Source organism: Branchiibius cervicis (assembly GCF_042661605.1).
Lineage (GTDB): Bacteria > Actinomycetota > Actinomycetes > Actinomycetales > Dermatophilaceae > Branchiibius > Branchiibius cervicis.
In genome coordinates this window covers 3,780,088-3,804,501 of the sequence record NZ_JBHSWJ010000002.1, presented here as the reverse complement: position 1 = coordinate 3,804,501, position 24,414 = coordinate 3,780,088, and the positions used below count along the sequence as shown (strand labels likewise).

The following is a 24,414-nucleotide window of genomic DNA, read 5'->3' as shown; positions in this document are numbered from 1 at the left end:
GCCCAACTGGGCCGGCATCGAGATCCTCCAACGTGGCCATGGAGGCGGTTCTTCGGCAAGATCGCGAGCGGCGCTTTCGCGCGTGGCCAGCACCGCCAAGGCGACCTGATGCCGAACTGGAAGAACGGCGCTGAACGCCAGCTCCTGATCCACCGGGCTCGCAGAGCCACCCAACTACGTCGGGAGTCGGCGACCCCGCCAAGCCGGGCTCCCGACGTACACCAATCTTTCTGCCCAGCAATCGAATCGACCAGGCCAGGACATGACGATCCTCATCAACGAACCCGTGACCGTGACGGGCCAACAGCCCAAGAAGGTACGGCGCCAATGGGTCAGTCGGTCACTGGGTCCCTGGTTGTTACTGCTTCCCGCCATCGTCGTGCTGGCCATCGGACTGGGCATCCCGCTAGTGCGCCAGTGCATCATGGCGTTCCAGCACTACGGCCGCGCCCAACAGTTCGGACAGCCGGCCACCTTTAACGGGGTCGACAACTTCAAGGCCGTCTTCACCGATCCCGACGTATGGGCCGTGGTCATCCGGTCCCTGGCCTTCTGCGCCGTCAATGTCATCGTCACGATGCTCATCGCGACCGCCATCGCACTGCTGATGACCCGCATCTCGACCGTGCCGCGGATCATCCTGCAGGTTTGCCTCCTGCTGGCTTGGGCGATGCCCGTCATCGCAGCAATGACCGTGTGGCAGTGGCTCTTTGACACCTCCTACGGCGTCATCAACTGGACACTGGTTCACCTGGGGTTCTCCGGTTTCGACCAGCACAACTGGCTGATCAATCCGCTGTCCTTCTTCTTCGTGGCCACCGTGATCGTGGTCTGGATGAGCGTGCCCTTCGTGGTGTTCACCCTCTACGCGGCCCTCACCCAGGTCTCCGACGAGATGCTGGAGGCCTCCGCGCTCGATGGAGCCAGCGGTCTGCAACGACTCCGCTACATCATCTACCCCACCATCCGACCGGTGATCTCGATCGTGGTTCTGCTCCAGATCGTTTGGGACCTGAGGGTTTTCGCCCAGATCAACTACTTGCAGGGCGTCGGCGGAACCGTCAGTGAGACCAACCTGCTCGGCACGTTCATCTACCAACTCGGCGTCGGTAACAGCAACTACGGCGTCGCCTCGGCGTTGGCCCTGCTGGTGCTGTTGATGACGCTGATCATCAGCTCGGGTTACATCCGCTCGTTGCTGAAGGAGGCTCAGGCATGAAATCCAAGGCAATGCGCACCCGCGGCTGGAACACCGTCGCCATCCTGCTCGCGGTCCTGTGGGTCTTCCCGGTCTACTGGATCGTCAACAGCTCGCTGCAACCGATCGAGAAGCTGCGCGGCACGACGCCGGCCTTCTTCCCCAGCTTCGACTTCTCCGCCTACAGCAGGGTTTTCGGTGCGGACTTCCTGGCCTCGCTGAAACTGTCGCTGATCGTGACCCTCATGGCGATCGTCGCAGCGGTGATCTGCGCCTTCATCGCCGCGGTGGCGATCTCCCGGTTCCGCTTCCGGGGCCGCATCTCCTTCATCCTGATCGTGCTCGCCGTGCAGATGATCCCGCCGGAGGCGTTGTTCATCTCCCAGTACAAGATGCTGGCCGACTGGAACCTCTACAACACCGCCTTCGGCCTGGCGCTGCTCTACACCGCGATGATCCTGCCCTTCACCATCTGGATGCTGCGCGGATTCGTCGATGGCGTGCCGCTGGAGCTCGAGGAAGCCGCGATGGTCGACGGGTGCAGCCGCATCGGCGCGTTCTTCCGGGTGACCTTCCCGCTGCTCGCGCCGGGCCTGGTCGCCTGCAGCGTCTACGGATTCCTGCAGGCCTGGAACGAATACACCCTGGCCGTCGTGGTGATGGACCCCAACAACCGGACCCTGCCGCTGTGGCTGCGCGGACTGTCCAGCGTGTCCAACCAGGCCGTCGACTGGCCGGCCGTCATGGCAGGGGCGACCCTGGTCGCGGTGCCGGTGATCGTGTTCTTCATGATCGTGCAGAACAAGATGGCCTCGGGCCTGGTGTCGGGTGCGGTGAAGGGTTGATGAGCGCCGACATCAAACGCGCGGCGTACGGCGTCCTGCTCGCCGCGTTCGACGGCACCTCGATCCCGGCTTGGCTACCCGCCGCCTACGAGGCCGGGCTCGGCGGAATCTGCCTCTACGGCAACAACATCGCCGAAGGATCCTCACTCGCGGCGCTGGGACGCGAGGTACGCGCCCTGGCTCCGGACGCCGTACTCACCTTGGACGAGGAGGGCGGGGACGTCACCCGGCTGCACGCTCTCGACGGTAGCCCCTACCCGGGCAACGCCGCCCTCGGTCGGGTCGACGACGAGGACGCCACGCGCGTGGTCGCCGCCGCCGTCGGTACCGAATTGCGCGATGCGGGAGTGTGGTTCAACCTCGCGCCGGTGGCCGATGTCAACAGCAACTGGCGCAACCCGGTGATCGGCACCCGCAGCTTCGGTGCGGACGCGGAGCTGGTCGGGCGGCACACGGTGGCCTATCTCACCGGCCTCGCCGACGCGGGTGTCGCCGGCTGTCTCAAACACTTCCCCGGCCACGGCGACACCGCGACCGACTCCCACGTGTCACTGCCCACGGTGACAGCCGACGCGGCAACCCTGCGCGAGCGCGAGCTCCTGCCGTTCCGGATGGCCATCGCGTCACAAGCGCCGGCCATCATGACCTCGCACGTTGTGTTGCAGGCCCTCGATCCCGGCCGCCCCGCGACCCTGAGCCACCGGGTCCTCACCGAGCTGCTGCGCGACGAACTGGGCTACGACGGGGTCATCGTCACCGACGCGCTCGATATGGCCGGTGCCAGCCAGGGTCGCGGAATCCCGGCCGCTGCCGTCGAATCCCTCGTCGCCGGAGCGGATCTACTGTGCCTGGGCCCGCTTCTCGGACCGACGCCGACGGTACTGCTCGAGTGCGTGCAGGCCATCGAAGCCGCGGTCCGTGACGGCAGTCTCGCGGCCAACCGGCTGCTCGACGCAGCGCAGCGCGTCGGCGCACTGCGGCAGCGATGGACCGGCGCGGCCATGCCCGATCCGGCCACCATCGCCACCGGACGCGCTCGAGCACGAGCCGTCGCCGACCGGGTCGTGTCCGACGCGCCCCACCTTGCGCCCGGCCCGGTCACGGTCCTCCGCATCACCAGCGGCACGAACCCCGCTGTCGGAGAGACGGTCTGGGGTCAATTGGCCCTCGGCTCGAGTACCGACGTCGCCGTCGATGCGCTCGATCAGACTGTGCCGCCGAGCGGACCAGCGGTGATCGTCGGGCGCCGGGCCAGCAGTGATCCTCGGGTCTGGGCGTGGCTGGCCCATTGCCTGGAGCAGAATCCGGAAGCGATCGCCGTCGAGCTGGGCTGGCCCACCCCCGCCGCCCTGCGACACCCGGCCGTGGTGTGCACCTGGGGGCAGGCCCGCGTCCTGACCGACGCTCTTGCGGAGGCATTGCGTCCCGGGTCGCACCTACGATCAGACAGGTGAGCATCGCACGACCTCGTCTTGCCCGAATCGCCGCTTCGTGCGCGTTGGCGCTGAGCCTGACCGGTTGTGCGTCATCGATCCATCTGACGCTGCCCTCGGGCGCCACCAGCTCGACGCCTCCAGCCAGCCCTACGCCTTCAGCAAGCCCGACACAAAGCACCACCCCCGGTAGCAGCGCGTCGAGTACCGGCGGCTTGCCCACCGCCGAGGACCTCACCCGCCAGATCGCCGCGAACTTCACCACCGCCAAGAGCGCTCACCTGGTCGCGACATACACCAAGAACGACGAAACGCGGACGCTGGACGTCTCCGGCACCGTGGACGGCAGCAACCAACGCACCGTGCTCACCATCAACAAGGACAACGTCAAGGCGGAGATCCGCACGGTCGACGCGCGCGTCTACGTGAACGGCAACGAGGCGTACTACCGATACTCCGGGGTGCCGAGCTCCCGGGCCAAGCAAGTCGCCGGACGCTGGTTGTCGATCCCGGCAGCCAGTGCCGCATCGACCACCCGGGACTTCACGTTGCGAACCATCTTCAGCGACCTGAACTCCAACCTGTCCAGGAGTGAGAGCCGCGGCCTGACCGTCACCGAGTCGAGCCGCGACGGGAAGAAGATCTGGCAGGCAGCCAACGCCCAGACCACGATCCTGGTGGCTGCCGACGGCAGCGGCCGGCTGCTGCGCGCATCCAACAAGGGCCTGCTGAACACCCAGGCCTACACGTTCGACCAGTGGGACTCGGCACCCACGGTCGATGCCCCGTCGAATGCGGTGACGACCTGAGCGCGACCAGCACCTACCATGACCGGATGACCCGTCACGTCACCCGAACCACCCTGTCCGTCGCTGCTGCTGGCCTGGCCCTTGCGCTGGCCGCCTGCGGCGGCACCACCACGGTCAGCACGACCGGCAGCAACTCCGCCGGTGCGAGTACGACGACCGGAAGCTCCACCTCCTCCGCCAGCCCGACGTCGACCACCAGCGCCGCCGCGGCAACTCCCACCGTGCAGGGTGCCGTGCGCCAGATGAACGCCGGCTTCGCGCAGGTCAAGAGCGCGCACGTGGTCGCCGAGGATCTCGATGGCAAGGACACGATCAAGATCGAGCTGGCCGGAACCGTCGACGGCAAGAACCAGCGCGGCTCGATCTCCAACAGCTCCGCCACCGACGGCGGTGTGGTGCAGTTCGTCGTGGTCGACGGCAAGGAATACGTGAACGGGGACGCCGCGTACTACAAGTCCTCGGGCAACACCAAGGGCTCGACCTACGCCGGTAAATGGGTGGTGGTTCCCTCGACCGCCGCCCAGAGCTTCAGCGATCTGACCCTCAAGAGCCTCTTCGATGAGATGGAAAGCGACTTCAGCGACGCCAAGACCACGAAGATGAAACTGACCACCGTTTCCGAGAACGGTGTGCCGGCTTGGCGGATCGCCGACAGCCAGACCACGGGGATCATCGCCGCCGACGGCTCGGGACATCTGATGCGCGCCGAGCACACCGAGGGCGGCAAGACCGAGAGGTACGTCTTCGACCGGTGGAACGCTGTTGCCCCGGCCACCGCACCGGCGGGGGCCATCCAGGGGTGAGGGTCAGTACCCCGCCAGCGCCCAGGCGGTGACCGCCAGCGGCAGCGCGATCAGCACCGCGCTGACCAGGCTCACGATCACCGTCTGGGCAGTGTAGGAACGAGTATCGGCCAACCGCTCGAGACGCGCGACGGCCGGGGCGCCGCCGGTACCCATCGCCCCGGCGGGATGCGGTGCATCCGCCAGCAACACGATCGCGCGGGCCACCGGCGTGCGACCCACAACCTGTTCGGCGCCGCGGTCGGCGAGGATCTCCACCAGCAAGCGGCCGCGACTCAGCCCGTGATCACTGCGCAACGCGGTGGGTACGGCGGTGTGCAGCACCGTGAAGAACTCCAGGATCAGGTCGTGCCGCTGCCGTAGGTGGGCCACCTCGTGCGCCAGGACCGCCTGCAGGCCGACCGGTCCCAACCGCTCGCCGACCGCGTCGCTGACCACCACACGGCCACTGAGGCCGGGGACGCAATACGCCGTCGGCGTCTCGAGCGCGAGCACGCGCAGGGAGTGCGGCGGGCTGCCCAGGGCGCGCCATCGACGTACGTCGGGTAGCGGCTCGCCGCCGGGATCCACCGCGAGCAGGTCGACGAGTTCGCGATGTTGGCGCCGGGAGGTCCGCAACGCCGTACCCACTCGATGGCCCCGGACGGCCAGGCGACCGCACAGGACACCGGAGATGACGACGGCCACCAGCACCAACGGCAGGTGGGCAGCGGGATTCGGTAGGTCGGGGCCGTCACGGACGACGCCGAGCACGGCCACGGGGGCGAGCAGGACGCCGGCCAGGATCGCGGCGACCGAAACCGCCTGCCACAGGAACAGGCTGGAACCCGGCGCGCGCACCTGACCGCGCCACCGCGGCAGCACATGGGTCGTGAGCACGCATGCCGCCGCGATGAACAGAAGAATCAGCGCCGGCACCCCTCCATTGTCTCGCAATCGGAGGGCTGCCGGCGCCGGTTCGCAGGCGATCAGACCGGGTCGGGTGCTTCCTCGTGGGCGGCGTGCTTGGGCGTGTGCTGCGAGGAGTCGCCGCTGATGGCCTGCAGCTTCTCGCCCTCGACGTCCACCGCCGGCAGGATCTTGTCCAGCCACTTCGGCAGCCACCAGGCCTTCTCCCCCATGAGGAACATCGCCGCCGGGATCAGGGTCATGCGGACCAGGAAGGCGTCGAAGAAGACGGCGGCCGCGAGCGCGAAGCCCATCGAGACGATGAACTGCTGACCTTGCAGCATGAACGCCGCGAACACCGAGATCATGATGCAGGCCGCGGCCGTCACGACGCGGGCACCGTGCCGGAAGCCGTCGACGACGGACTCATGGGCGTCGGCCCCGTGCACGTGGGCTTCTCGCATCCGGCTGACCAAGAACACCTGATAGTCCATCGCCAGGCCGAAGACGATCCCGATCAGGATGATCGGCAGGAAGCTGACGATCGGTTCGCCGGAGAAGATCCCGAAGGCGCCCTTCTGGAAGATCATCACCGTCGCACCGAACGTCGCGAGGACCGACAGCAGGAAGCCGATCGTGGCGGTGAGCGGGACCAGGATGGAGCGGAACACCATCATCAGCAGGATGAAGGCCAGGCCGACCACGATCGCCAGGTACTTCGGCAACGCCGAGGTCAAGGCGTCGGAGACGTCGGTCTGGATGGCGGTGACCCCGGTGACGCCGACCGTGGTCTTGGTCTGGGATTCGATACCTGCCTGACCGTCGCGCAGGTTCTGCAGCAACGTCGTCGTCGCCTCGTCGTCAGGACCCGACTTGGGCGTGATCAGGATCTGCGCACCCGTGGAGTCCTGGTTGACCGCGATCACCTGGGCGTTGGCCACGTCACCCTGTTTCGCGGCCCACTCGGTGACCCCGCCGAACGCCGCGAGGCGCTCCTTGGGGTCCTGGATCCCGGTGGCGTCGACCACGGTGATCAGGGGCGCGGCCCGGCCGGGGCCGAAGCCCTCGGTGATGAGGTCGGCGGCCTTGCGCTGGGTGGTATTGGTTGCCGCCGTCGAGTCGGTCGGCAGCGCCAGGTGCAGATCCTTGGCCGGCACCGCCAGCACGATCAGCACCAGCGTGATGATGCCGCCGATGACGGCCGGTCGCTTCCCGATGAAGCGTGCCCAGCGGACACCGTTGTTGATGACTTTGCCGTCGGAGTCGAGTTCGCGGTGCGGGGTGCGGAACGAGCCACCGAACGCATGCGACTTCAACATGCCGAGGATCGCCGGCAACAGGGTCAGGGCAACCAGCACCGCGAAGAACACGGTGCCCGCAGCCGCCATACCCATCGTGGTCAGGAACGGGATGCCGACGACGGCCAGCGCGGCAAGTGCGATCAATACGGTCAGGCCCGCGAAGACCACCGCGGAGCCGGCCTTTCCGACCGCCAGACCGGCCGCGTGGGCGCGGTCGTCGGTGTTCCGCAGTTCCGAGCGGTACCGGGACAGGATGAACAGGGTGTAGTCGATCCCGACCGCCAGACCGATCATCGTGGCCAGGATCGGAGTCGTGGTGCTGATAGTCGTGAACTTGCTGGCGATCATCACCCCGATGGTCCCTGCGCCGACGCCGACGAAGGCCGACAGGATCGGCAGGCCGGCGGCGACCAGGGAGCCGAAGGTGATCAACAGGACCAGCGCCGCGACCGCGACACCGAGCAGCTCTCCCGAGCCACCCTCGACATCGAAACTCTGCATGCCGCTGCCGTTGACCTCGGCCTGCAGACCGCTCTTGCGCGCGTCGGCCAGTGCGTCCAGCACCGCATCCTGGCTGGCCGGCTTCACATCGGTCACCTTGGCGACGTCGAAGTCGAAGGTCATCGTGCCGATCCGGCCGTCGGCGGACAGCGGTAGCAGCGCCTTGGCGTTGGCCTCGGCGACCGCCTGCGGCTGTCCCTGCTTGACCGCGGCCTGCACCGCCATCTGGTACTGCGCCGCCGAGGCCTGCACCGGGTTGACCAGCGTCTTGGCGTCCGCCGGCATCTGCGGGACCTTCTTCAACTGCGCGATCAGGTCGTTCACGGCATTGGAGTACGTGGGCTCCTTCAGGGTGTGACCCTTCGGCGCAGCGACGACGACCGTGACCGATGCCTGGTCCTCGGCGTTCCCGGTGCCCGGGAAGAGCTTCTGCTGCATCGTCTGCGCTTGCAGCGACGGGATGCCGGGGATGGAGAAGGTGTCCTGATAGGGCTGCTTAACCGCTCCCGCCAGGGCGCCGAACCCGACCAGCGCCACGATCCAGGCGGCCAGGAAGTAATACCACTTGCGGTACGCCGCGTGGCCGAGCTTGTAGAGCAGAGTCGCCATGGTTCCTCGTTCGGTGAGTGCGGTTCAGCGGATGGAAAGTAGGGACCGGGCCACCCGCAGGTGGTCACGGACGATGGTGTCGAGGCTTCGGTCGTCGGGGCGCTCGACGAATTGGTCCAGGGCGCTCCCGAAGACCCCTTTGATCACACTCAGCGCGACGCACGCCTCTTCGCGCGGCAACCCGGAGCGTTGCTCGACCAACTCGGTCATGGTCTTGGCGATGTCATCAAAGCGTTCGATCGCCGCGTTGAACACCCTCGGATTGGCGATGAGGCAATCTCGCATGGTGGCCCACTGCTCGCGGGTGAGTGGTCCCCACACGGTCAGCAGCGCGCAGACCAGTTCGCCGAGATCGCCGAGAATCTCACCCTGCGGGCCACCGGCCACGAACCTCTCGACGGCCTCGGTGGGCAGGCCGGGACGGGCGCCGAGGACGGCATCGAGCTTGCCCGGGAAGTAGTTGAACAGCGTGCGCCGGGACACCCCGGCCTGCTCGGCCAGTTCGTCGAGGGTGAAGTGGTCGTAACCCTGCTGGACGGCCAGACTCTGGGCGCAGAAGGTGATGCGCCGTGCCGTCTGGTCTCGGCGCGTCAGGGTGGACATGAACAAAACGTTTGCATTTTGATGCCTCAAAGTGCAATTCGGGTCGGTGTGATCCGCGCCTCACCCGGGTGCGCGGCAGACCGCCGCGTACCCCTCGGCGCGTAACCCGAGGGTGTGGGCGGCCTCGGCTAGGTTGAGAACAAGAAGCACTCCCGACGCGATTCTTCGAGGAAGACGACCATGACCGACTCCGATACCCCTAACACCCCGGACCCCCAGCAGCCCGCCCAGCCGGGCAGTCTCGGTCAGTCCTACCCCGGTCCGGAGCACACCCAACCGACCACCACGCACGGCACCCCCGCCGGCGGTCAGCCGCAGGCGCCGTACCAAGCCCCTACCCACCAGCAGGCTCCCCAGCCCGCCGCCGCGCAGCAGCCCGCAACCGGCCAACCGGCGCCCGGTCAACCGCGCCCCTCGCAGTACCAGCAGCCGACACAGGGCTATCCCCAGCAGGGCGCTCCCCAGGGCGCGCCGCGTCAGGGCTACCCCCAGCAGGGGTATCCGCAGCAGGGGTACCCCCAGCAGGGCGCTCCGCAGCAGGCGCAGCAGCCGAGCGGTCCGGGCTTCGGTCAACAGGCGGCAGCGGTGGGCGGCCAGTTCGCCAACGATGCCGGCAAAGTCGCCAAGGGCGCCGGTGACGGTCTGGGCGCGCTGTTCTCGGACCTGCAGTTCAAGAAGTCGCTGACCGGCAGGCTGGCCAGCATCGTCTTCCTCGGCGCCATCGTGTGGGCGGTGCTCAACCTGCTCAGCAACCTGACCTACTACTGGGGTTCCACCAACGGCTACAGCAACATGGGTGGCGGTTCGGCGACGTTCCACACCATCGCCGACATCATCTGGTTGTTGTTCTTCATCATCTCCGTGCGGATCCTGCTCGAGGTGGCGCTGAATATCGCCAAGATCGCCGGTCGCGACAAGGACTCGAGTAGCAAGTAAGCCGCCGTGGAGCGCACCGAGGCGCTGCTGGCCGACGGCCGACAGATCATCTGGTACGACGCCGACGGCACCCACCGGGTGCCGTCGGTCGATCGCCGGCCCTTGGAGCCGTCGGTCGTCATGTCGCAGATGCGGCATGACCCGCTGACCGGTGAATGGATCGCCGTCTCGTCGGCGCGGCAGAACCGCACCTACATGCCACCGGCCGATCAGTGCCCGCTGTGCCCGTCGCGCGATGGCCGGATGACCGAGGTCCCCTCGCCCGAGTACCAGGTCGTAGCCTTCGAGAACCGTTTTCCATCTTTCGCCACGCAGATCGAGGGCGTGATAACCGAGAACGACGGGTTCGAGCAGATCCGTCCCGCGACCGGTCGCTGCGAAGTCCTGTGCTTCACCAGCGATCACAATTCCACCTTCGCTGCGCTCACCCCGGCCCAGGCACGGCTGGTGGTGGACGCGTGGGCCGACCGCACGACGTACCTCAATGAACTCGAGGTCGTGAAGCACGTCTTCCCGTTCGAGAACAGGGGTATCGAGATCGGGGTGACCCTGCAGCACCCGCACGGGCAGATCTACGGCTACCCGTTCATTCCGCCCCGGGCGTACACCGAGTTGATGCACGCCGCCGCCCACCGTCAAGCCCACGGGCGGAACCTCTTCGGCGATCTCATCGCGTTCGAACAGGCGGGGCCGCGGACCGTGGCGAGCAACGAGGAATGGCTCGCGTTCGTGCCGTTCGCGGCCCGCTGGCCGGTGGAGGTGCATCTCTACCCGCTGCGGCGAGTGCACGACCTGAGCGAACTCGACGAGGCGCAACGCGACGCGTTCACCCTCATCTACCTGGACATCCTGGGCCGCTTCGACCGCATGTACGACTCGCGGCTGCCCTATATCGCCGGCTGGCAGCAAGCGCCGGCGCCCGATCCGGACAATCCCGACACGACCGCACTGCGCGACGAGGCATGGCTGCACCTGGAGCTCACCTCGATCCGGCGCGGGCCGGACAAGCTGAAGTACCTCGCCGGCTCCGAATCCGGGCAGGGTGCCTTCATCGCCGACATCCTGGCCGAGCCGCTGGCCGCGCGCCTCCGGGACCTGGCATGAGCGCGGTCCGGACGCCAGCGCCCCGCTCGGTCGATGATCTGGAGGCCACCTTCCGCGACCGGTTCGACGCGGCACCGGACGGGGTGTGGTTCGCACCCGGCCGGGTGAACATCATGGGCGAACACACCGACTACAACGGCGGATTCGTGCTTCCGATCGCCCTGGCGGAAGGCACCTGGGTCGCGGCGCGCCGTCGTGACGACGACACCGTGCGGCTGCACACCGACTCCCCCGACGTACCCGATCCGTCCGCGAGCGTCCACCTCGGTGAACTGCACGACGGAGAGTCGGTGGGGTGGGCCTCCTACGCCGCCGGAGTGGGTTGGGCGGCCGCGCAACGGGGATTCGACGTACCCGGCCTGGACATCGCCGTCACCTCCAACGTGCCCACGGGAGCGGGGCTTTCGTCCTCGGCGGCGTTGTCCTGCGGTACGGCGCGTGCCTGGGTCGATCTGGCAGGTTGGAGTCTGACGGACACCGAGGTCGCCGACCTCGGTCGGGACGCCGAGAACCACATCGCCGGTGCACCCACCGGGTTGATGGACCAGTTGGCTTCTGTCTGCGGGAGATCCGGGCACGCGATGCAGATCGACACCCGATCGGTCGAGATCACCCAGATCCCGTTCGACCTGTCCGCGCACGGCCTGGCGCTGCTGGTGATCGACAGCCGTGCGCCGCATGCTCTGGTCAGCGGGGAGTACGCCGAGCGGCGGCGATCCTGCCAGGAGGCCGCCGCGGCGTTGGGCGTCCCGGCGCTGCGCGACGCCACCGTGGCCGATCTGGACGGTCTGCCCGATCTGTTGCTACGTCGCGCCCGGCACGTGATCACCGACAGTGCCCGTGTCGAGCAGGTCGCCGCGTTGCTGACCGACGGCTCCGACCCGCGGATGATCGGACCGTTGCTCAACCAGTCGCACCTCTCGATGCGCGACGACTTCGAGATCACCGTGCCGGTGACCGACCTGATCGCCGAAACCGCTGTGCGCGCAGGGGCTTATGGCGCCCGACAGACCGGCGGTGGCTTCGGCGGGTGCGTGATCGCCCTGGTCGACCAGGACGCGGCCGAGACGGTCGCCGAGGCGTGCGTGGCGGCCGCGACGGCCGAGAACTTCAACGAACCGGCTTCGTTCGTCGCCGTGCCGTCCGACGGTGCTCGCCGGATCAGTTGATCCCGCCGTCAGAAACTCGGAAATCTGCACTGCCGCGGACGGCGTGGGCGCACGCGACCGAGACAGTGACGACGGCCGAGTAGGTGACCGCCCCGCCGTTCAGTAGCGGATGACCACGCGACCCTCGATGGCACCGTCCTTCATCTCATCGAAGATGTCGTTGATCTCCTCCAGGGACCGGGTGGAGATCGTCGGATGGATCAGGCCGCGGGAGTAGAAGTCCAGCGCCTCGATCATGTCCTGGCGCGTGCCCACGATCGACCCACGGACCGTGAGGCGCTTCAGCACGATGTCGAAGATGGGCGCCGGGAAGTCACCGGGGGCAACCCGACGAAGACGATGGTGCCGCCGCGCCGTGCCATTCCGATGGCCTGCCCGAACGCCTCCGAGTGCACCGCGGTCACCAATACTCCATGGGCTCCGCCGGTCTGGGCCTGGATCGCACCGATGGGGTCTTCGGTCGCCGCGTTCACCATGACCTCGGCGCCGTGTTCCTTGGCCAGGTCCAATTTGTCGTCGGCGATGTCCACCGCGGCGACTCGCATGCCCATGGCCTTGGCGTACTGCACCGCAACGTGCCCCAGACCGCCGATCCCGGAGATGACGACCCACTGCCCGGGCCGCACCTCGGTCTCCTTCAGCGCTTTGTACACGGTGACGCCCGCGCACAGCACCGGCGCCACCTCGTACGGGTCCGAGCCGGCTGGGATCCGCGGGGCGTACGTCGCGTCCACCAGCATGTATTCACCGAAGGAACCATCGACGGAGTAGCCGCCGTTCTTCTGCTGCTCGCAAAGGGTCTCCCAGCCGCTGCGGCAGTATTCGCAGTGCCCGCACGCCGACCACAGCCACGCGTTGCCGACCAGGTCGCCGACCTTGAAGCCTTCGACTCCCTCACCGACGGCCTCCACCTCGCCGACGCCTTCATGCCCGGGCACGAACGGCGGGCTTGGTTTGACCGGCCAATCTCCCTGCGCCGCATGCAAATCCGTGTGACAGACGCCGGAGGCAACCAGCTTCACGAGCAGCTCTCCGGGCCCGGGGGCGGGCTTGTCGTACTCCCCGACGGTGAGTCGGTCACCCAACTCCGTGACGTACGCAGCCTTCATCGTGCTCATCAGCATCTCCTGACGTCGCTGGCTCCGCCCCGTTGCGGAGCCGGACTTCAACGCTACTGGCCGCAAGGTTGCATCGGGGTTTCGCGAGCGCCGTACGCTCAGGGCATGACCACGCGCGACACGAACTGGCCCGCCGGCTATCCCTGCTGGATCGACATCAGCTTCGACACCGAGCATCGCCGCTTGCATCACGCGGCGACGTTCTACGGCGAACTGTTCGGCTGGCGGGTCGAAGAGGGCGACGAGCAGTACGGCGGCTATCGGATGTGCTTCAAGAACGACGCCGCCGTGGCCGGCCTGGCCCCGAAGATGGATCCCCAGCAGCCGAGCGTGTGGCTGCTCTACCTGGCCAGCGACGACGCCGCGGCGACGACGGCCGCGGTCCGGCAGTACGGCGGCCAGGTCATCGTGGAACCCATGGATGTGGGCAACCTCGGCACGATGAGCGTGTGCGTGGACCCGCAGGGCGGCGTCTTCGGCGTGTGGCAGGGCAAGGAACACCACGGTTTCGAACTCATCGACGAGCCGGGCTCGGTGGGCTGGTCGGATCTGCTGACCCACGACGGCACCGCCGCCCAGGAGTTCTACGCAGCAGTCTTCGGCTACACCTACCGCGAAGCAGACGCCGACGGCTACTTCTTCATCGAGAAGGACGGTCAGGTCGTCGGCGGTCTGCACCAGGCGCCGCAGGACGTACCGGTCGGCTGGCTGGTGCACTTCAACGTCGCATCGCGTGACGCCTCGGCCCAGATCGCCCAGGAGCTCGATGGAGAAATCATCATGACGCTCGACACCGTCGCCGGGCCGGAGGCGACCATCCAGGGCCTGGGCGGTGAGTTGTTCAACCTCGTGGAGCCGACGACCAATTTCACCCTGTAGCCCGCGTTTTGCCCCGCGATGGGCGGGCACGGGAGAATCGGGGCATGCATTCGCTGGCCGACATCACCCCGCCCATCGCCCTCGGTGCCCTCGACGGCCGCTACCGCGCCGCCGTGGCGCCGCTGGTCGATCACCTGTCGGAGGCGGCCCTCAACCGGCAGCGGGTGCACGTCGAGATCGAGTGGCTGATCCACCTGACCAGCGAGCACGTCGTCCCCGGGGTCCGCGAACTGACCGGCGCAGAGCAGGACCACCTGCGCGCCATCGTCGATCACTTCGGGGCCGACGACATCGCCGAGCTGGCCGAGATCGAACGGGAAACCGTGCATGACGTGAAGGCGGTCGAGTACTACCTCAAGCGTCGGCTGCCGGCGATCGTGGGCGACGCGGACGCGGCCGGGTTGTCGGAATTGATCCACTTCTGCTGCACCAGCGAGGACATCAACAACCTGTCCTATGCGCTGATGGTGCAGGGCGCGACACAACAGGTCTGGCTGCCGAAGGCCACCGCATTGGTGGACCAAGTCACGACCATGGCCCGGGATCTGGCCGAGACCCCCTTGCTGGCGCACACCCACGGCCAGCCGGCGACGCCGACGACCATGGGCAAGGAGTTGGCTGTGCTGGCCCATCGCTTGGGTCGCCAACTGCGCCGGGTCAAGGACGCCGAGTACCTGGGCAAGCTCAACGGGGCCACGGGGACGTACGGCGCGCATGTCGAAGCGGTGCCCGGCGCCGATTGGGTGGGCATCTCCAAGTCCTTCGTCCAAGGCCTGGGCCTGACCTGGAACCCGCTGACCACCCAGATCGAGAGCCACGACTGGCAGGCCGAGCTCTACTCCGACATCGCCCGCTTCAACCGGATCCTGCACAACCTGTGCACCGACATGTGGACCTACATCTCGATGGGTTATTTCGCGCAGGTCCGCGGCCAGGGCACCGTGGGTTCCTCGACCATGCCGCACAAGGTCAACCCGATCCGCTTCGAGAACGCCGAGGCCAACCTCGAGGTCAGCAACGCGTTGCTGGACGTCCTCTCGGCGACGCTGGTCCAGTCGCGCCTGCAGCGCGACCTGACCGACTCCTCGATGCAGCGCAACGTCGGCACGGCGTACGGGCACTCGGTCCTGGCGATGGACAACGTGAGCCGCGGGCTGGCCGGTCTGGACGCCGTACCGGATGCGATGCTGGCCGATCTCGAGGCGAACTGGGAGGTGCTCGCCGAGCCGATCCAGTCGGCCATGCGCGCGCTCGGCGCCCAGGGCGTGCCCGGGATGGAGCAGCCCTACGAACGGCTCAAGGAACTCACCCGCGGCCGCCGGATCAACGGCGAGGATCTGCGCGAGTTCGTCAAGGGGCTCGGCCTGCCGGGTGAGGTCGAGGAGCGGTTCCTGACGATGACTCCCGCGACGTACGTCGGTCTGGCGCCCAACCTGGTCGCCTACCTCGACATCCACTGACGTATACCCCGAGGGGGTATCAGTGTAGGCTTGAGCTATGGCTGGGTACACCGGGAGCAAAGACGACTACCTCAAGCGGCTGCGTCGCATCGAGGGACAGGTGCGGGGCGTGCAGCGCATGGTCGATGAGGACACCTACTGCATCGACGTCCTGACCCAGATCAGCGCGATCACCAAAGCGTTGCAGTCGGTCAGCCTGGGCCTGCTGGAGGATCACATCGGGCACTGCGTCGTTGGTGCCGCCCGCGAGTCCGACGAGGCCGCGCAGGCCAAGGTCGAAGAAGCCTCAGCCGCCATCGCGCGGCTGGTGCGAAGCTGAAGGAGACGCAATGCAACAGCAGGTGAAGGTGTCGGGCATGACGTGCGAGCACTGCGTGCGTGCGGTCACCGAGGAGTTGACCGCGCTCGACGGGGTCAGCGATGTCCACATCGAGCTGATCAGCGGCGGCGACTCGCCGGTCACCATCCTCAGCGAGGATCTGGTCGACCCCGAGCTGATCGCCGCGGCCGTCGACGAGGCCGGCTACCAGGTGGTCACCGGGGACTGAGGTCCGAGGACCTCAGATCGTGACGTCGCCGTTCGGCGTCGCGAAGGTGATCGACATCAGACCTGGGGTGCCCTTCGGCGCCGCGAAGTCGAACACGATCTCCGGCTCCCAGTCCTCACGGTCCACCCCCGGCTCACCGGTGAGGCCCAGCCATTCGCGAACCCGGTCCGGAGAGCCCGCGATCGCCATGCCTTTGAGCGACGCGTGGGCGGGGCCGTCGGTCGACGGGTGCGGGACACCGTCGCCCCACTGGATGAAGAACGGCACCTGCGCGTCGTTGGTCAAGCCCTTCACGCCCAACTGCTTCCAGGTGAGCTCGATCCCGTCGGGGCGGTGCCGCAGACCCGGAGCGGAGGTACGGCCGACCAAGCCCTCCGCGATCGCGATGTCGTCGACGCCGACGACCCACGCCATCCAACCGCCACCACCGATGGAGCGGGCACGGACCGCCTGACCGAAGGGCGCCTTGTCCGAGGCGGGGTGGTCGAGGACCTCCACAACCTCCAGGAACCGGCCGTCGAGTAGCGGGATGATCGAGTTGCGCGTGCCGAAGCGGGGGTGCACACCGCCATCGACCGGTTCGGTGCCGAGCTCATCGCCGAGGCGCTTGGCCGTCGCGATCAAACCATCGGGCTCTGCTGCGTAGACAACGTGATCGACTCGCATGTTCAGATGGTGCCACCTGTGATCGCCCACACCGAATCGGGGGTCAGCCTCCGCTTCGTCGCTGCCGGACCGCTTCGTAGATAACGATCGCCGCCGACGTCGCCACATTGAGCGAATTCACTATGCCGGACATGGGGATTCGGACCTTCACGTCGGCCGCGTCCAGCACCTCTTCGGTCAGCCCGGTCTTCTCGGTGCCCACCGCGATCGCGACCGGACCGGTCAGGTCCACGTCCGTATGCAGCGTGTCCGTGTCGGGGGTAGTGGCCACCAGACGTACGCCGTGTGCGGACAACCACTGCAGCGTCGCCGTGGTCGGGGCCGCGGCGACCGGCACGGAGAAGACGGTCCCTTTCGAGGCCCGCACGACATTCGGATTGCCCCAGTCGGTCACCGGATCGGCAGCCACGAACGCATCGACGCCCGCCGCGTCGGCGGTCCGCAGCATCGCACCGAGATTGCCGGGCTTCTCGACCGCCTCGGCCACGAGAAGTAACGGCTGCGCCGGTAGTTCCAGGTCCTCGGGGCGCGCCAGGACAGCAGGGACGACAGCCAGGAAACCGTCCGCTCCCTCGCGATAGGCCACCTTCTCGAACGCAGCGCGACTGAGGGTGATGACCTCGGCGCCCGCGGCCGTGGCCGTGTCGACGACGTCCTGCTGGCCCGCCGGATCCGCCATCAGGTCCGGGCAGAGGAACAGCGTCTGCGGGCACACCCCGGCGGACAGGGCCAGGCCCAGCTCGTCGTACCCCTCGACCAGGGTTTGCCCGGTCTGCTCGCGACCGCGACGGCGACGCAGCGTCGCGAGGGCTTTGAGTCGCGGGTTGGCCGCGGACGTGATGTGCAGGCTCACAACAGCGAGCGCAGGACGGTGGCCGCACCGTCCTGCTCGATGGTCCCGGTGACCTCGTCGGCGACGGCCTTCACCTCGTCCGGGGCCTGGCCCATCGCCACCCCGCGCGCGGCCCACTCCAGCATTTCCAGGTCGTTGCGGTGGTCTCCGACCGCGACGGTGTCGCAGGGTTCGACGCCCAGGGATCGGCGTACCTGCTCCAGGGCGGAGGCCTTCGAGACGCCCTCGGGGTTGATGTCCATCCACGCCGAGAACCCGACCGCGTAGTTGACCTCGTGCAGACCGAGCCGCTCGGCCAGTTCCAGGAAGTCCTCCGCGGTGCCGCTGGAGGAACGGAAGGTCAGGCGCGTCGTGGGGTGTTGCTCCAACTCCTCCCAGGAGACGACCTTCTGCACTCCGTTGAGCTCCCCCTCGGGGAACGGTGCGCTGAGCAGGAAACCCTCGCCCAGCACCTCGACGGCGACGGTCGCATCCGGCCACGCGTCCCGCAGCTTGCCCAGCACCGGGCCGGGGTCGAAGGTGACCGTCTCGATCACGTGATAACCGGCCGGCGCGGCCGGGTCGAGCGTGATCGTCACGGCCCCGTTGGAGCACACGACATAGCCGTCGGTCAGACCGATGTGCTCGGCGATCGGGGTGGCCGCGATGACGGACCGGCCCGTTGCGATGACGACGTGATGGCCCGCGTCGACGACGGCGCGTACGGCGTGCCGTACCGCATCCGACATCGTCCCGTCGAAGTGCAGCAACGTGCCGTCGACGTCCAGGGCCACGAGCTTCCGGGTCACGCGCTCACTGTACGGGGCGTGGACCCGGCGGCAGCGTAGGTATCAGTTGCGTCGCAACAGGCCGAGCACCCCGGCGGCGGCCATCAGGATGCCGGCGACCAGGGTGACCCATAGGCCGACCCCCGGCTTGTACGTCACGGTCAGCGCCACACCGGAGTTCTTCAGCTCGTCGGTGTCGATGAAGTGCGAGATCTGGGCGATCCGGAAGATGGCGAGCCCCATGATGATCAATCCGCCGGCGATGGCGGCGATCGCACCCGGCAACGGCAACCTGCCCAGCAGGGCCAGCACGGCCAACACCAGGACCACGACCGCGATGACGATCACGATCCACCCGGTCGTGATGCCTCCGCTCGACGTGACGTTGTCCGCGAACTCGCGAAGGATCTCCGAGTTGTTCGGCAACGTCACACCGACCGCCCCCACGCCATTGGCTGTGACACCGATGTCACCCTGCGCCAACAGCGGGATGTTCAGGGTGGCGGTGAGCCAGTTGAGGAAGGAGCCCAGGATGGCCAGCAGCGATCCGACCGCGGCACCGATGGCGCCCAGGCGCGCCAACGAGCTGACCGGCGCCTTGGTGGCCGTGGATTGCCCGTAACCGGTCGCGCCGTAGGCCGGTGCGCCGTACGGCTGGCCGTACTGCTGGGGCTGGCCGTATTGCTGGGGCTGGCCGTACTGCTGGGGCTGGCCGTACTGCTGGGGCTGGCCGTACTGCTGCGGCTGCGCGTACTGCTCGGGCTGGCCGTACTGCTGCGGCTGGCCGTACTGCTGCGGCTGGCCGGACTGCGGGGGTTGGGCGTACTGCTGCGCATCGCCGTACGCCGGCTGCTGGGGTGCGTACTGCTGCGGCGCCTGACCGTAGGGCTGCTGCTGCGGCGCCGACTGGCTCTGCGGCGATTGGTAACCCGGGGGCTGGTAGGAGGGCGCGCCGTACGGGCTGCTGACGGGGGTCTCCTGGGTCGGCGGGGTGACCGGCGTTGCCTGGGTGACATCGGCGGAGTCCGACGACGGGCTGCCGTACGGCGAGGCGGGGGGCGGTGCCTGGGGCGCTTGCGCCTGCTGGGGATCCGGCTGCTGGGGGTCGGGCTGCTGGTCGGTCATGACGGTCTCCGCGTTCGTGCGATGGCGCCGTGCGGCGCACTCCTGCCCTCAATCTATGAGGAAAGGAGGCGCCGCACCATGTCGGGAATACTCAGTCGTCGGTGAGGGCAAGGGCCTCCCGGTAGCTGAGCCGGTGGCCGGTCTGCAGCAGCGACCGCCGGTACAACCGCTCCGCGATGCGCACGATGTAGTACGCCGCGGCCAGCCCGATCAGCAACGCGACCACCGGTTCCCACCATGCGGCGTCCCCCGACACCACCCGCACGGGCATTGCGATCGTCGAGAAGAGCGGCACGTAGGACGCGATGGTCAGGAACAGCCCCTTACCGGTGATCCCGACGATGAAGACGATGACCACGAGCATCGTCAACGGAGTCGACGTGGATTGCAGGTCCTCGTTGCGGGTCGCGAGTGCCCCAGCCACCGCCCACACTGCGGCGAAGGTCACGAATCCCACCACGAAGAACAGGACGAACCAGAAGATGCCGCTCGACACCTGCGACAAAAGGTCACGACGACCGGTCGCGACGAGGCCGATGATGCCGGCCAGCGCGAAGATCGCGACCTGGGCCAGGGCCAGGACCGTGTTGCCGACCACCTTGCCGATCAGCAGCTGCCGCAACGGAATCGCGCTGGCCAGGATTTCGACGATCCGGTTCTGCTTCTCCTCGATGACGCTGCTGGCGATCGACATCCCGAACAGCAGCGCCGCGATGTAGAACAGGAATCCGAAGACCAGCCCGATGATCTTGCCGGTGCTCTGCTGGTCATCGCCCGATTGCAACAAGTCGTACCTGACGGTGCTGCCCTTGGCCAACTGGTCCAGGGAGACCCCGGCGGCGGCCGCGTTACGTTGCAACGCATCCTGCTGGACCGCTTGCGGGATCCACGTCTGCGCGGCACTGTCCTTGCTGGACTTGCCGACCAGTCGCCAGCCGCCGTCACTGGTGGGAAGGAGCGCCACATCCGCCTTGCCGTCAGTCACGGCACGCTCGGCCGCCGCTTGATCGGCGTACGTCGAGGTCTTGAAGGTCACCTTGTCCGAACCGGCCTCGTGAGCGGCCTTTTCCGCCTGCTGGGTCACGGTCGTCGCGCTCGAACTGAGCACTGCGACGTTGGTGGTCTGGGGCCGGCTGGCCAGGTAACCCTGGACCGCCAGGGTGCCCAGGATCAATGCCAGCACCACCACGGTCGAGACGATGAAGTTGCGATCCTTCAGCTTGACCGACATCTCCCGGGCGGCCACGATCCGCCACAACTGGTTGGTCTTCATGCCGGCACCTCCTGCTGGCTGTGAGCTGTTCCTGCGGTCACTTCGCGATAGATGTCGGCCAGGCTGGGCCGGATCGGCCCGAACTCCTGCACCGAGCCCCGGGCCATCGCCTCGCGCAGTACTGCGTCCGACTGCTCCGGCGAATCGAACTGCACGACAGCGGTATTGCCTTCGATGTCGACGACGTGCACGCCCTGATCGCGCAGCCATCCGGCGTCGCCGCCCAGGACCAAACGGTGGCGGACCGCCTCCGTGGCGCGCAGATCGTCAGCGGTTCCCTCGGCCACGACCCGGCCGCGGGAGAGGATGACCAGCCGGTCGCAGAGCCGCTCGACCAGATCCAGTTGGTGGGAAGAGAACAACACCGGCACACCGCGTCCGGTGAACTCGCGCAGCAGCGCCGCCATCGAGTCGACCGCCGCGGGGTCCAGGCCGGAGAAGGGTTCGTCCAGCACCAGCATGGTGGGATCGGCTACCAACGCGGCGATGATCTGGACCCGCTGCTGATTACCGAGGGACAGCGATTCCAGTTTGTCGCCGGTCCGCTCGCCGAGGTCGAACCGCTCCAGCAACTCGGTCGAGCGGGTGGCTGCATCCTGCGCGCTCAGGCCGCGCAGCCGGGCCAGGTAGATCAACTGGTCCAGGATCGGCTGCTTGGGGTAGAGGCCGCGCTCCTCGGGCATGTAGCCGAAGCCGCGACGGTCGGCGGTGGTGATGGCCCGATCCTGCCAATCGATCTGTCCACCGTGTTGGGCCAGAACGCCCATGATCATCCGCATCGTGGTCGTCTTGCCGGCGCCGTTACCGCCGACGAAGCCGGTCATCGCCCCGTCCGGCACGGTGAAACCGACCCGGTCGACGGCCAGGTGGTCACCGAACCGTCGAGTGACGTCTCGTAGTTCCAACATGCTTGCGACGCTATGGCCGACGACCGGGCCCGCGGATCCACCCGCGGGCGGAGATCGACCTGCCGCTACTCCCCCGGCAGGACGAGGCCGCTTTCGTAAGCGCGTACGACGGCCTGCACCCGGTCGCGTAACTGCAACTTGGCCAGGACGCTCGACAGGTGGGTTTTGACGGTGCTTTCGCCCAACACCAGGTGCTGCGCTATCTCCGCATTGGACAGACCCTTGCCGACGAGGGTGAGCACCTCGAGCTCACGCGGGGTGAGTTGCTCCAGAGCGCGGTCCGGCTCCGGGGTGGGGGTCGCCGTACTGCGCTCGATCACCCGGCGGGTCACCTCGGGCGCCAGCAGGGCGTAACCACGGCCGACGGTGCGGATCGCGTCGGCCAACTCCTCGGGGCTGGTGTTCTTCAACAGGAAGCCGCTGGCTCCCGCGGCCAGGCCTTCGAAGAGATAATCGTCACGATCGAACGTCGTCAGCAAAAGCACCTTCGCGGTGCCGGCCGACACGATGCTGCGACACGCGTCGATGCCGTTGCACCGGGGCATCTCGACGTCCATCAGGACAACGTCCGGCGCCAATCGGGCTGTCGCCTCGACGGATTGGGCACCGTCGGCCGCTTCACCGACGACCTCGATGTCGGGCTCGACCGACAGCATCATCGCGAAACCGCTGCGGACCAGGGCCTGATCATCGACGACCAGGATGCGCAAGGGTGCCTCGGACATGGCTCGACCATATCCAGCGGCTAGCGTGGGACTACCCGCCGACCGAGAGGACGCATGCTCGTGAAACTCGCCCAGCAACTTGTCGGACAACTGCAGGACGCCGGGGTGCGCCGGATCTACGGGATCGTGGGCGACAGCCTGAATCCCATCGTGGACGCGGTGCGGGAGACCGGGGGCAGCGCCAAGGGCGGGATCGACTGGGTCCATGTCCGGCACGAAGAGGCAGCGGCGTTCGCCGCCTCCGCCGATGCCCAGTTGACCGGTGAACTGGCCGTGTGCGCGGGCTCCTGCGGCCCGGGCAACCTGCACCTGATCAATGGCCTGTACGACGCGAACCGCACCGGGGCGCCCGTCCTGGCGATCGCCAGTCACATCCCGAGCGTCCAGATCGGGCAGTCCTACTTCCAGGAGACCCACCCCGACCGGCTCTTCAACGAATGCAGTGTCTACAGCGAGTTGATCAGCACCCCGCAGCAGTCCCCGCGGGTCGTGCACGCGGCTATCTCGCACGCGCTCGGCGATGGCGGCGTGGCGGTGGTGACGCTGCCCGGCGATCTGGCGTCGCTGGACGCGCAGGGTGAGGCACCGGCGTACGTGCCGATCGAGCACGGCCACCTGATGCCCGCGCCGACCGTGGTGCAGCAGTTGGCCGAGGCGATCAACGCCGCGTCGCGGGTGGCGATCTTTGCCGGCTACGGCACCGGTGAGGCGCACGATCAGGTGATTGCGCTCGCCGAGAAGATCGGTGCGCCCATCGGGCACAGCCTGCGCGGCAAGGACCAGATCCAGTGGGACAACCCCTATGACGTGGGGATGACCGGTCTGCTCGGGTACGGCGCGGCAGCCGCCGGGATCGAGGACGCCGACCTGTTGCTCCTGCTGGGGACCGACTTCCCCTACGACCAGTTCCTGCCCGATGTGCGCACCGCTCAGGTCGACCGGCGGGCCGCGATCATCGGGCGCCGGACCGGGGTGGACCTGCCGGTCCACGGCGATGTGCTGCCCACGTTGCTGGCGCTGGAGGAGTTGGTCGAGCCGAAGAAGGACCAGAAGTTCCTGGCCAAGACACTCAAGAAGCACGAGCGGCTGATGAGCAAAGCCGTTGGTGCGTATACGAAGAACGTCGAGACCCGAGTCCCGATCCACCCTGAGTACGCCGCGTCGATCCTGGACAAGGTGGCGGCGCCGGACGCGATCTTCACCGCGGACACCGGTATGTGCAACGTGTGGACGGCCCGCTACATCGAGCCGTTGGGAACGCGCCGGTTGATCGGGTCCTTCCTGCACGGGTCGATGGCCAATGCCCTTCCGCAGGCGCTGGGCGCGCAGTTCGCCTTCCCGAACCGTCAGGTGGTGGCGGTCTGCGGCGACGGCGGGCTGTCGATGCTGCTGGGCGACATGCTGACCGCCCGGATGTACGACCTGCCGATCAAGGTCATGGTGTTCAACAACGCCACGCTCGGCATGGTCAAGCTCGAGATGCTCGTCGATGCCATGCCTGACTACGGAACCGACACTCCCTCAGTCAATTTCGCCGATATCGCGGCGGCAATGGGCTGGCATTCGATCCGGGTCACCGACCCGCGGCAGTTGGAGGGCGCGTTCGGGGAATCACTTGCCTCGGACGGTCCGTCGTTGGTGGACATCGTCACCGATCCGCGCGCGTTGTCCATCCCGCCCAAGATCACCTCCGACCAGGTCTTCGGCTTCGCGACGGCCATGAGCAAGATCGTGCTCAACGGCGGCGCCGGGGAGGCCGTGGCGATGGCACGGTCCAACCTGCGCAACATCCCGCGCGGCTGAGGACTTGCCTCGACGGCCGGCCAGACGAAACGGCAGTGATCGCTGGCGATCACAGGCTTGCCCTGGTGGGGTGACGGTATGGCTTCAGAC

The 24,414-nt window shown here is 67.6% G+C and carries 23 protein-coding genes and 1 pseudogene; 13 read left to right on the top strand and 11 right to left on the bottom strand.

The window, feature by feature from the left end:
- Nucleotides 1-262: 262 nt before the first annotated feature.
- Genes ACFQBT_RS19650 through ACFQBT_RS19630 form a run of 5 tightly spaced genes read left to right on the top strand, consistent with a single transcriptional unit; the run spans nt 263 to nt 5,088 of the window.
- Entirely contained in the window at nt 263-1,219 is a 957-nt protein-coding gene (locus ACFQBT_RS19650; RefSeq protein WP_377819849.1) for a carbohydrate ABC transporter permease, read from the top strand.
- Nucleotides 1,216-2,043, top strand: coding sequence for a carbohydrate ABC transporter permease (locus ACFQBT_RS19645; protein ID WP_377819847.1), 828 nt, complete (start codon nt 1,216-1,218; stop codon nt 2,041-2,043). Before ACFQBT_RS19650 ends, ACFQBT_RS19645 begins: the two co-directional genes overlap by 4 nt.
- The gene (locus tag ACFQBT_RS19640) at nt 2,043-3,497 is read left to right on the top strand and encodes a glycoside hydrolase family 3 protein (RefSeq protein ID WP_377819846.1); all 1,455 of its coding nucleotides are present in this window, start codon (nt 2,043-2,045) and stop codon (nt 3,495-3,497) included. Before ACFQBT_RS19645 ends, ACFQBT_RS19640 begins: the two co-directional genes overlap by 1 nt.
- Complete coding sequence (locus ACFQBT_RS19635; protein WP_377819845.1) at nt 3,494-4,285, top strand: hypothetical protein; 792 nt, start codon at nt 3,494-3,496, stop codon at nt 4,283-4,285. Before ACFQBT_RS19640 ends, ACFQBT_RS19635 begins: the two co-directional genes overlap by 4 nt.
- Before the next feature lie 26 nt (nt 4,286-4,311).
- On the top strand, nt 4,312-5,088 hold the full coding sequence (locus ACFQBT_RS19630; RefSeq protein ID WP_377819844.1) for a hypothetical protein: 777 nt from the start codon (nt 4,312-4,314) through the stop codon (nt 5,086-5,088).
- Between the two features lie 3 nt (nt 5,089-5,091).
- Here the strand turns inward: ACFQBT_RS19630 and ACFQBT_RS19625 are convergent, their stop codons facing one another.
- Genes ACFQBT_RS19625 through ACFQBT_RS19615 form a run of 3 tightly spaced genes read right to left on the bottom strand, consistent with a single transcriptional unit; the run spans nt 5,092 to nt 8,990 of the window.
- Entirely contained in the window at nt 5,092-6,006 is a 915-nt protein-coding gene (locus ACFQBT_RS19625; protein ID WP_377819843.1) for a M56 family metallopeptidase, read from the bottom strand.
- A 50-nt stretch (nt 6,007-6,056) separates the two neighbouring features.
- Complete coding sequence (locus tag ACFQBT_RS19620; protein WP_377819842.1) at nt 6,057-8,387, bottom strand: MMPL family transporter; 2,331 nt, start codon at nt 8,385-8,387, stop codon at nt 6,057-6,059.
- 24 nt (nt 8,388-8,411) lie between these two features.
- Nucleotides 8,412-8,990 carry a TetR/AcrR family transcriptional regulator gene (locus tag ACFQBT_RS19615; RefSeq protein WP_377819841.1) on the bottom strand — a complete coding sequence of 193 codons (579 nt, stop codon included), beginning with the start codon at nt 8,988-8,990 and terminating at the stop codon, nt 8,412-8,414.
- A 180-nt stretch (nt 8,991-9,170) separates the two neighbouring features.
- Between ACFQBT_RS19615 and ACFQBT_RS19610 the strand changes: the two genes are divergently transcribed.
- From ACFQBT_RS19610 to galK, 3 genes are read left to right on the top strand one after another with little or no spacing between them, the layout of a single operon-like run.
- Complete coding sequence (locus ACFQBT_RS19610; RefSeq protein ID WP_377819840.1) at nt 9,171-9,926, top strand: DUF4282 domain-containing protein; 756 nt, start codon at nt 9,171-9,173, stop codon at nt 9,924-9,926.
- A 6-nt stretch (nt 9,927-9,932) separates the two neighbouring features.
- Nucleotides 9,933-11,030, top strand: a complete 1,098-nt coding sequence (gene galT / locus ACFQBT_RS19605) for a galactose-1-phosphate uridylyltransferase (protein ID WP_377819839.1) — start codon at nt 9,933-9,935, stop codon at nt 11,028-11,030.
- Nucleotides 11,027-12,199: a galactokinase gene (gene galK, locus ACFQBT_RS19600; protein WP_377819838.1), complete on the top strand. Its 1,173-nt coding sequence runs from the start codon at nt 11,027-11,029 to the stop codon at nt 12,197-12,199. Before galT ends, galK begins: the two co-directional genes overlap by 4 nt.
- Nucleotides 12,200-12,298: 99 nt before the next feature.
- Here galK and adhP read toward each other — a convergent pair.
- Nucleotides 12,299-13,317, bottom strand: a pseudogene (gene adhP / locus ACFQBT_RS19595) (alcohol dehydrogenase AdhP).
- Nucleotides 13,318-13,422: 105 nt separating this feature from the next.
- Here adhP and ACFQBT_RS19590 point away from each other — a divergent pair.
- Genes ACFQBT_RS19590 through ACFQBT_RS19575 form a run of 4 tightly spaced genes read left to right on the top strand, consistent with a single transcriptional unit; the run spans nt 13,423 to nt 16,204 of the window.
- Nucleotides 13,423-14,196, top strand: coding sequence for a VOC family protein (locus ACFQBT_RS19590; RefSeq protein WP_377819837.1), 774 nt, complete (start codon nt 13,423-13,425; stop codon nt 14,194-14,196).
- Nucleotides 14,197-14,240: 44 nt separating this feature from the next.
- A complete protein-coding gene (gene purB, locus ACFQBT_RS19585) occupies nt 14,241-15,656 on the top strand; it encodes an adenylosuccinate lyase (protein ID WP_377819836.1) in 1,416 nt (471 codons plus the stop codon).
- Between the two features lie 37 nt (nt 15,657-15,693).
- Nucleotides 15,694-15,975: a metal-sensitive transcriptional regulator gene (locus ACFQBT_RS19580; protein WP_377819835.1), complete on the top strand. Its 282-nt coding sequence runs from the start codon at nt 15,694-15,696 to the stop codon at nt 15,973-15,975.
- 10 nt (nt 15,976-15,985) lie between these two features.
- On the top strand, nt 15,986-16,204 hold the full coding sequence (locus ACFQBT_RS19575) for a heavy-metal-associated domain-containing protein (protein ID WP_377819834.1): 219 nt from the start codon (nt 15,986-15,988) through the stop codon (nt 16,202-16,204).
- A gap of 12 nt (nt 16,205-16,216) precedes the next feature.
- On the opposite strand, the gene ACFQBT_RS19570 is transcribed toward ACFQBT_RS19575, so the two are convergent.
- From ACFQBT_RS19570 to ACFQBT_RS19540, 7 genes are all read right to left on the bottom strand, one after another.
- Nucleotides 16,217-16,870: a VOC family protein gene (locus ACFQBT_RS19570; protein ID WP_377819833.1), complete on the bottom strand. Its 654-nt coding sequence runs from the start codon at nt 16,868-16,870 to the stop codon at nt 16,217-16,219.
- Nucleotides 16,871-16,913: 43 nt separating this feature from the next.
- Nucleotides 16,914-17,723, bottom strand: coding sequence for a TrmH family RNA methyltransferase (locus ACFQBT_RS19565; protein ID WP_377819832.1), 810 nt, complete (start codon nt 17,721-17,723; stop codon nt 16,914-16,916).
- Nucleotides 17,720-18,511: an HAD family hydrolase gene (locus ACFQBT_RS19560; protein ID WP_377819831.1), complete on the bottom strand. Its 792-nt coding sequence runs from the start codon at nt 18,509-18,511 to the stop codon at nt 17,720-17,722. The genes ACFQBT_RS19565 and ACFQBT_RS19560 overlap by 4 nt, the downstream gene beginning before the upstream one ends.
- A gap of 42 nt (nt 18,512-18,553) precedes the next feature.
- Entirely contained in the window at nt 18,554-19,615 is a 1,062-nt protein-coding gene (locus ACFQBT_RS19555) for a hypothetical protein (protein WP_377819830.1), read from the bottom strand.
- A gap of 91 nt (nt 19,616-19,706) precedes the next feature.
- Complete coding sequence (locus ACFQBT_RS19550) at nt 19,707-20,888, bottom strand: ABC transporter permease (protein WP_377819829.1); 1,182 nt, start codon at nt 20,886-20,888, stop codon at nt 19,707-19,709.
- Nucleotides 20,885-21,796 (bottom strand): ABC transporter ATP-binding protein, encoded by a 912-nt coding sequence (locus tag ACFQBT_RS19545; protein WP_377819827.1) that lies wholly within the window; start codon nt 21,794-21,796, stop codon nt 20,885-20,887. The genes ACFQBT_RS19550 and ACFQBT_RS19545 overlap by 4 nt, the downstream gene beginning before the upstream one ends.
- Before the next feature lie 65 nt (nt 21,797-21,861).
- Nucleotides 21,862-22,521, bottom strand: a complete 660-nt coding sequence (locus ACFQBT_RS19540) for a response regulator (protein WP_377819826.1) — start codon at nt 22,519-22,521, stop codon at nt 21,862-21,864.
- A gap of 54 nt (nt 22,522-22,575) precedes the next feature.
- On the opposite strand from ACFQBT_RS19540, the gene ACFQBT_RS19535 reads away from it, so the two are divergent.
- Nucleotides 22,576-24,324 carry a pyruvate dehydrogenase gene (locus ACFQBT_RS19535; protein ID WP_377819825.1) on the top strand — a complete coding sequence of 583 codons (1,749 nt, stop codon included), beginning with the start codon at nt 22,576-22,578 and terminating at the stop codon, nt 24,322-24,324.
- The last annotated feature ends 90 nt before the right edge of the window (nt 24,325-24,414 follow it).

Excerpts from the sequence above, each read along its gene's own strand:
- ACFQBT_RS19650 (WP_377819849.1), top strand. The coding sequence starts at position 263 with ATGACGATCCTCATCAACGAACCCGTGACCGTGACGGGCCAACAGCCC.
- ACFQBT_RS19645 (WP_377819847.1), top strand. The coding sequence starts at position 1,216 with ATGAAATCCAAGGCAATGCGCACCCGCGGCTGGAACACCGTCGCCATC.
- ACFQBT_RS19640 (WP_377819846.1), top strand. The coding sequence starts at position 2,043 with ATGAGCGCCGACATCAAACGCGCGGCGTACGGCGTCCTGCTCGCCGCG.
- ACFQBT_RS19630 (WP_377819844.1), top strand. The coding sequence starts at position 4,312 with ATGACCCGTCACGTCACCCGAACCACCCTGTCCGTCGCTGCTGCTGGC.
- ACFQBT_RS19620 (WP_377819842.1), bottom strand. The coding sequence starts at position 8,387 with ATGGCGACTCTGCTCTACAAGCTCGGCCACGCGGCGTACCGCAAGTGG.
- ACFQBT_RS19615 (WP_377819841.1), bottom strand. The coding sequence starts at position 8,990 with ATGTCCACCCTGACGCGCCGAGACCAGACGGCACGGCGCATCACCTTC.
- ACFQBT_RS19610 (WP_377819840.1), top strand. The coding sequence starts at position 9,171 with ATGACCGACTCCGATACCCCTAACACCCCGGACCCCCAGCAGCCCGCC.
- galK (WP_377819838.1), top strand. The coding sequence starts at position 11,027 with ATGAGCGCGGTCCGGACGCCAGCGCCCCGCTCGGTCGATGATCTGGAG.
- ACFQBT_RS19590 (WP_377819837.1), top strand. The coding sequence starts at position 13,423 with ATGACCACGCGCGACACGAACTGGCCCGCCGGCTATCCCTGCTGGATC.
- purB (WP_377819836.1), top strand. The coding sequence starts at position 14,241 with ATGCATTCGCTGGCCGACATCACCCCGCCCATCGCCCTCGGTGCCCTC.
- ACFQBT_RS19580 (WP_377819835.1), top strand. The coding sequence starts at position 15,694 with ATGGCTGGGTACACCGGGAGCAAAGACGACTACCTCAAGCGGCTGCGT.
- ACFQBT_RS19575 (WP_377819834.1), top strand. The coding sequence starts at position 15,986 with ATGCAACAGCAGGTGAAGGTGTCGGGCATGACGTGCGAGCACTGCGTG.
- ACFQBT_RS19570 (WP_377819833.1), bottom strand. The coding sequence starts at position 16,870 with ATGCGAGTCGATCACGTTGTCTACGCAGCAGAGCCCGATGGTTTGATC.
- ACFQBT_RS19555 (WP_377819830.1), bottom strand. The coding sequence starts at position 19,615 with ATGACCGACCAGCAGCCCGACCCCCAGCAGCCGGATCCCCAGCAGGCG.
- ACFQBT_RS19550 (WP_377819829.1), bottom strand. The coding sequence starts at position 20,888 with ATGAAGACCAACCAGTTGTGGCGGATCGTGGCCGCCCGGGAGATGTCG.
- ACFQBT_RS19545 (WP_377819827.1), bottom strand. The coding sequence starts at position 21,796 with ATGTTGGAACTACGAGACGTCACTCGACGGTTCGGTGACCACCTGGCC.
- ACFQBT_RS19540 (WP_377819826.1), bottom strand. The coding sequence starts at position 22,521 with ATGTCCGAGGCACCCTTGCGCATCCTGGTCGTCGATGATCAGGCCCTG.
- ACFQBT_RS19535 (WP_377819825.1), top strand. The coding sequence starts at position 22,576 with ATGCTCGTGAAACTCGCCCAGCAACTTGTCGGACAACTGCAGGACGCC.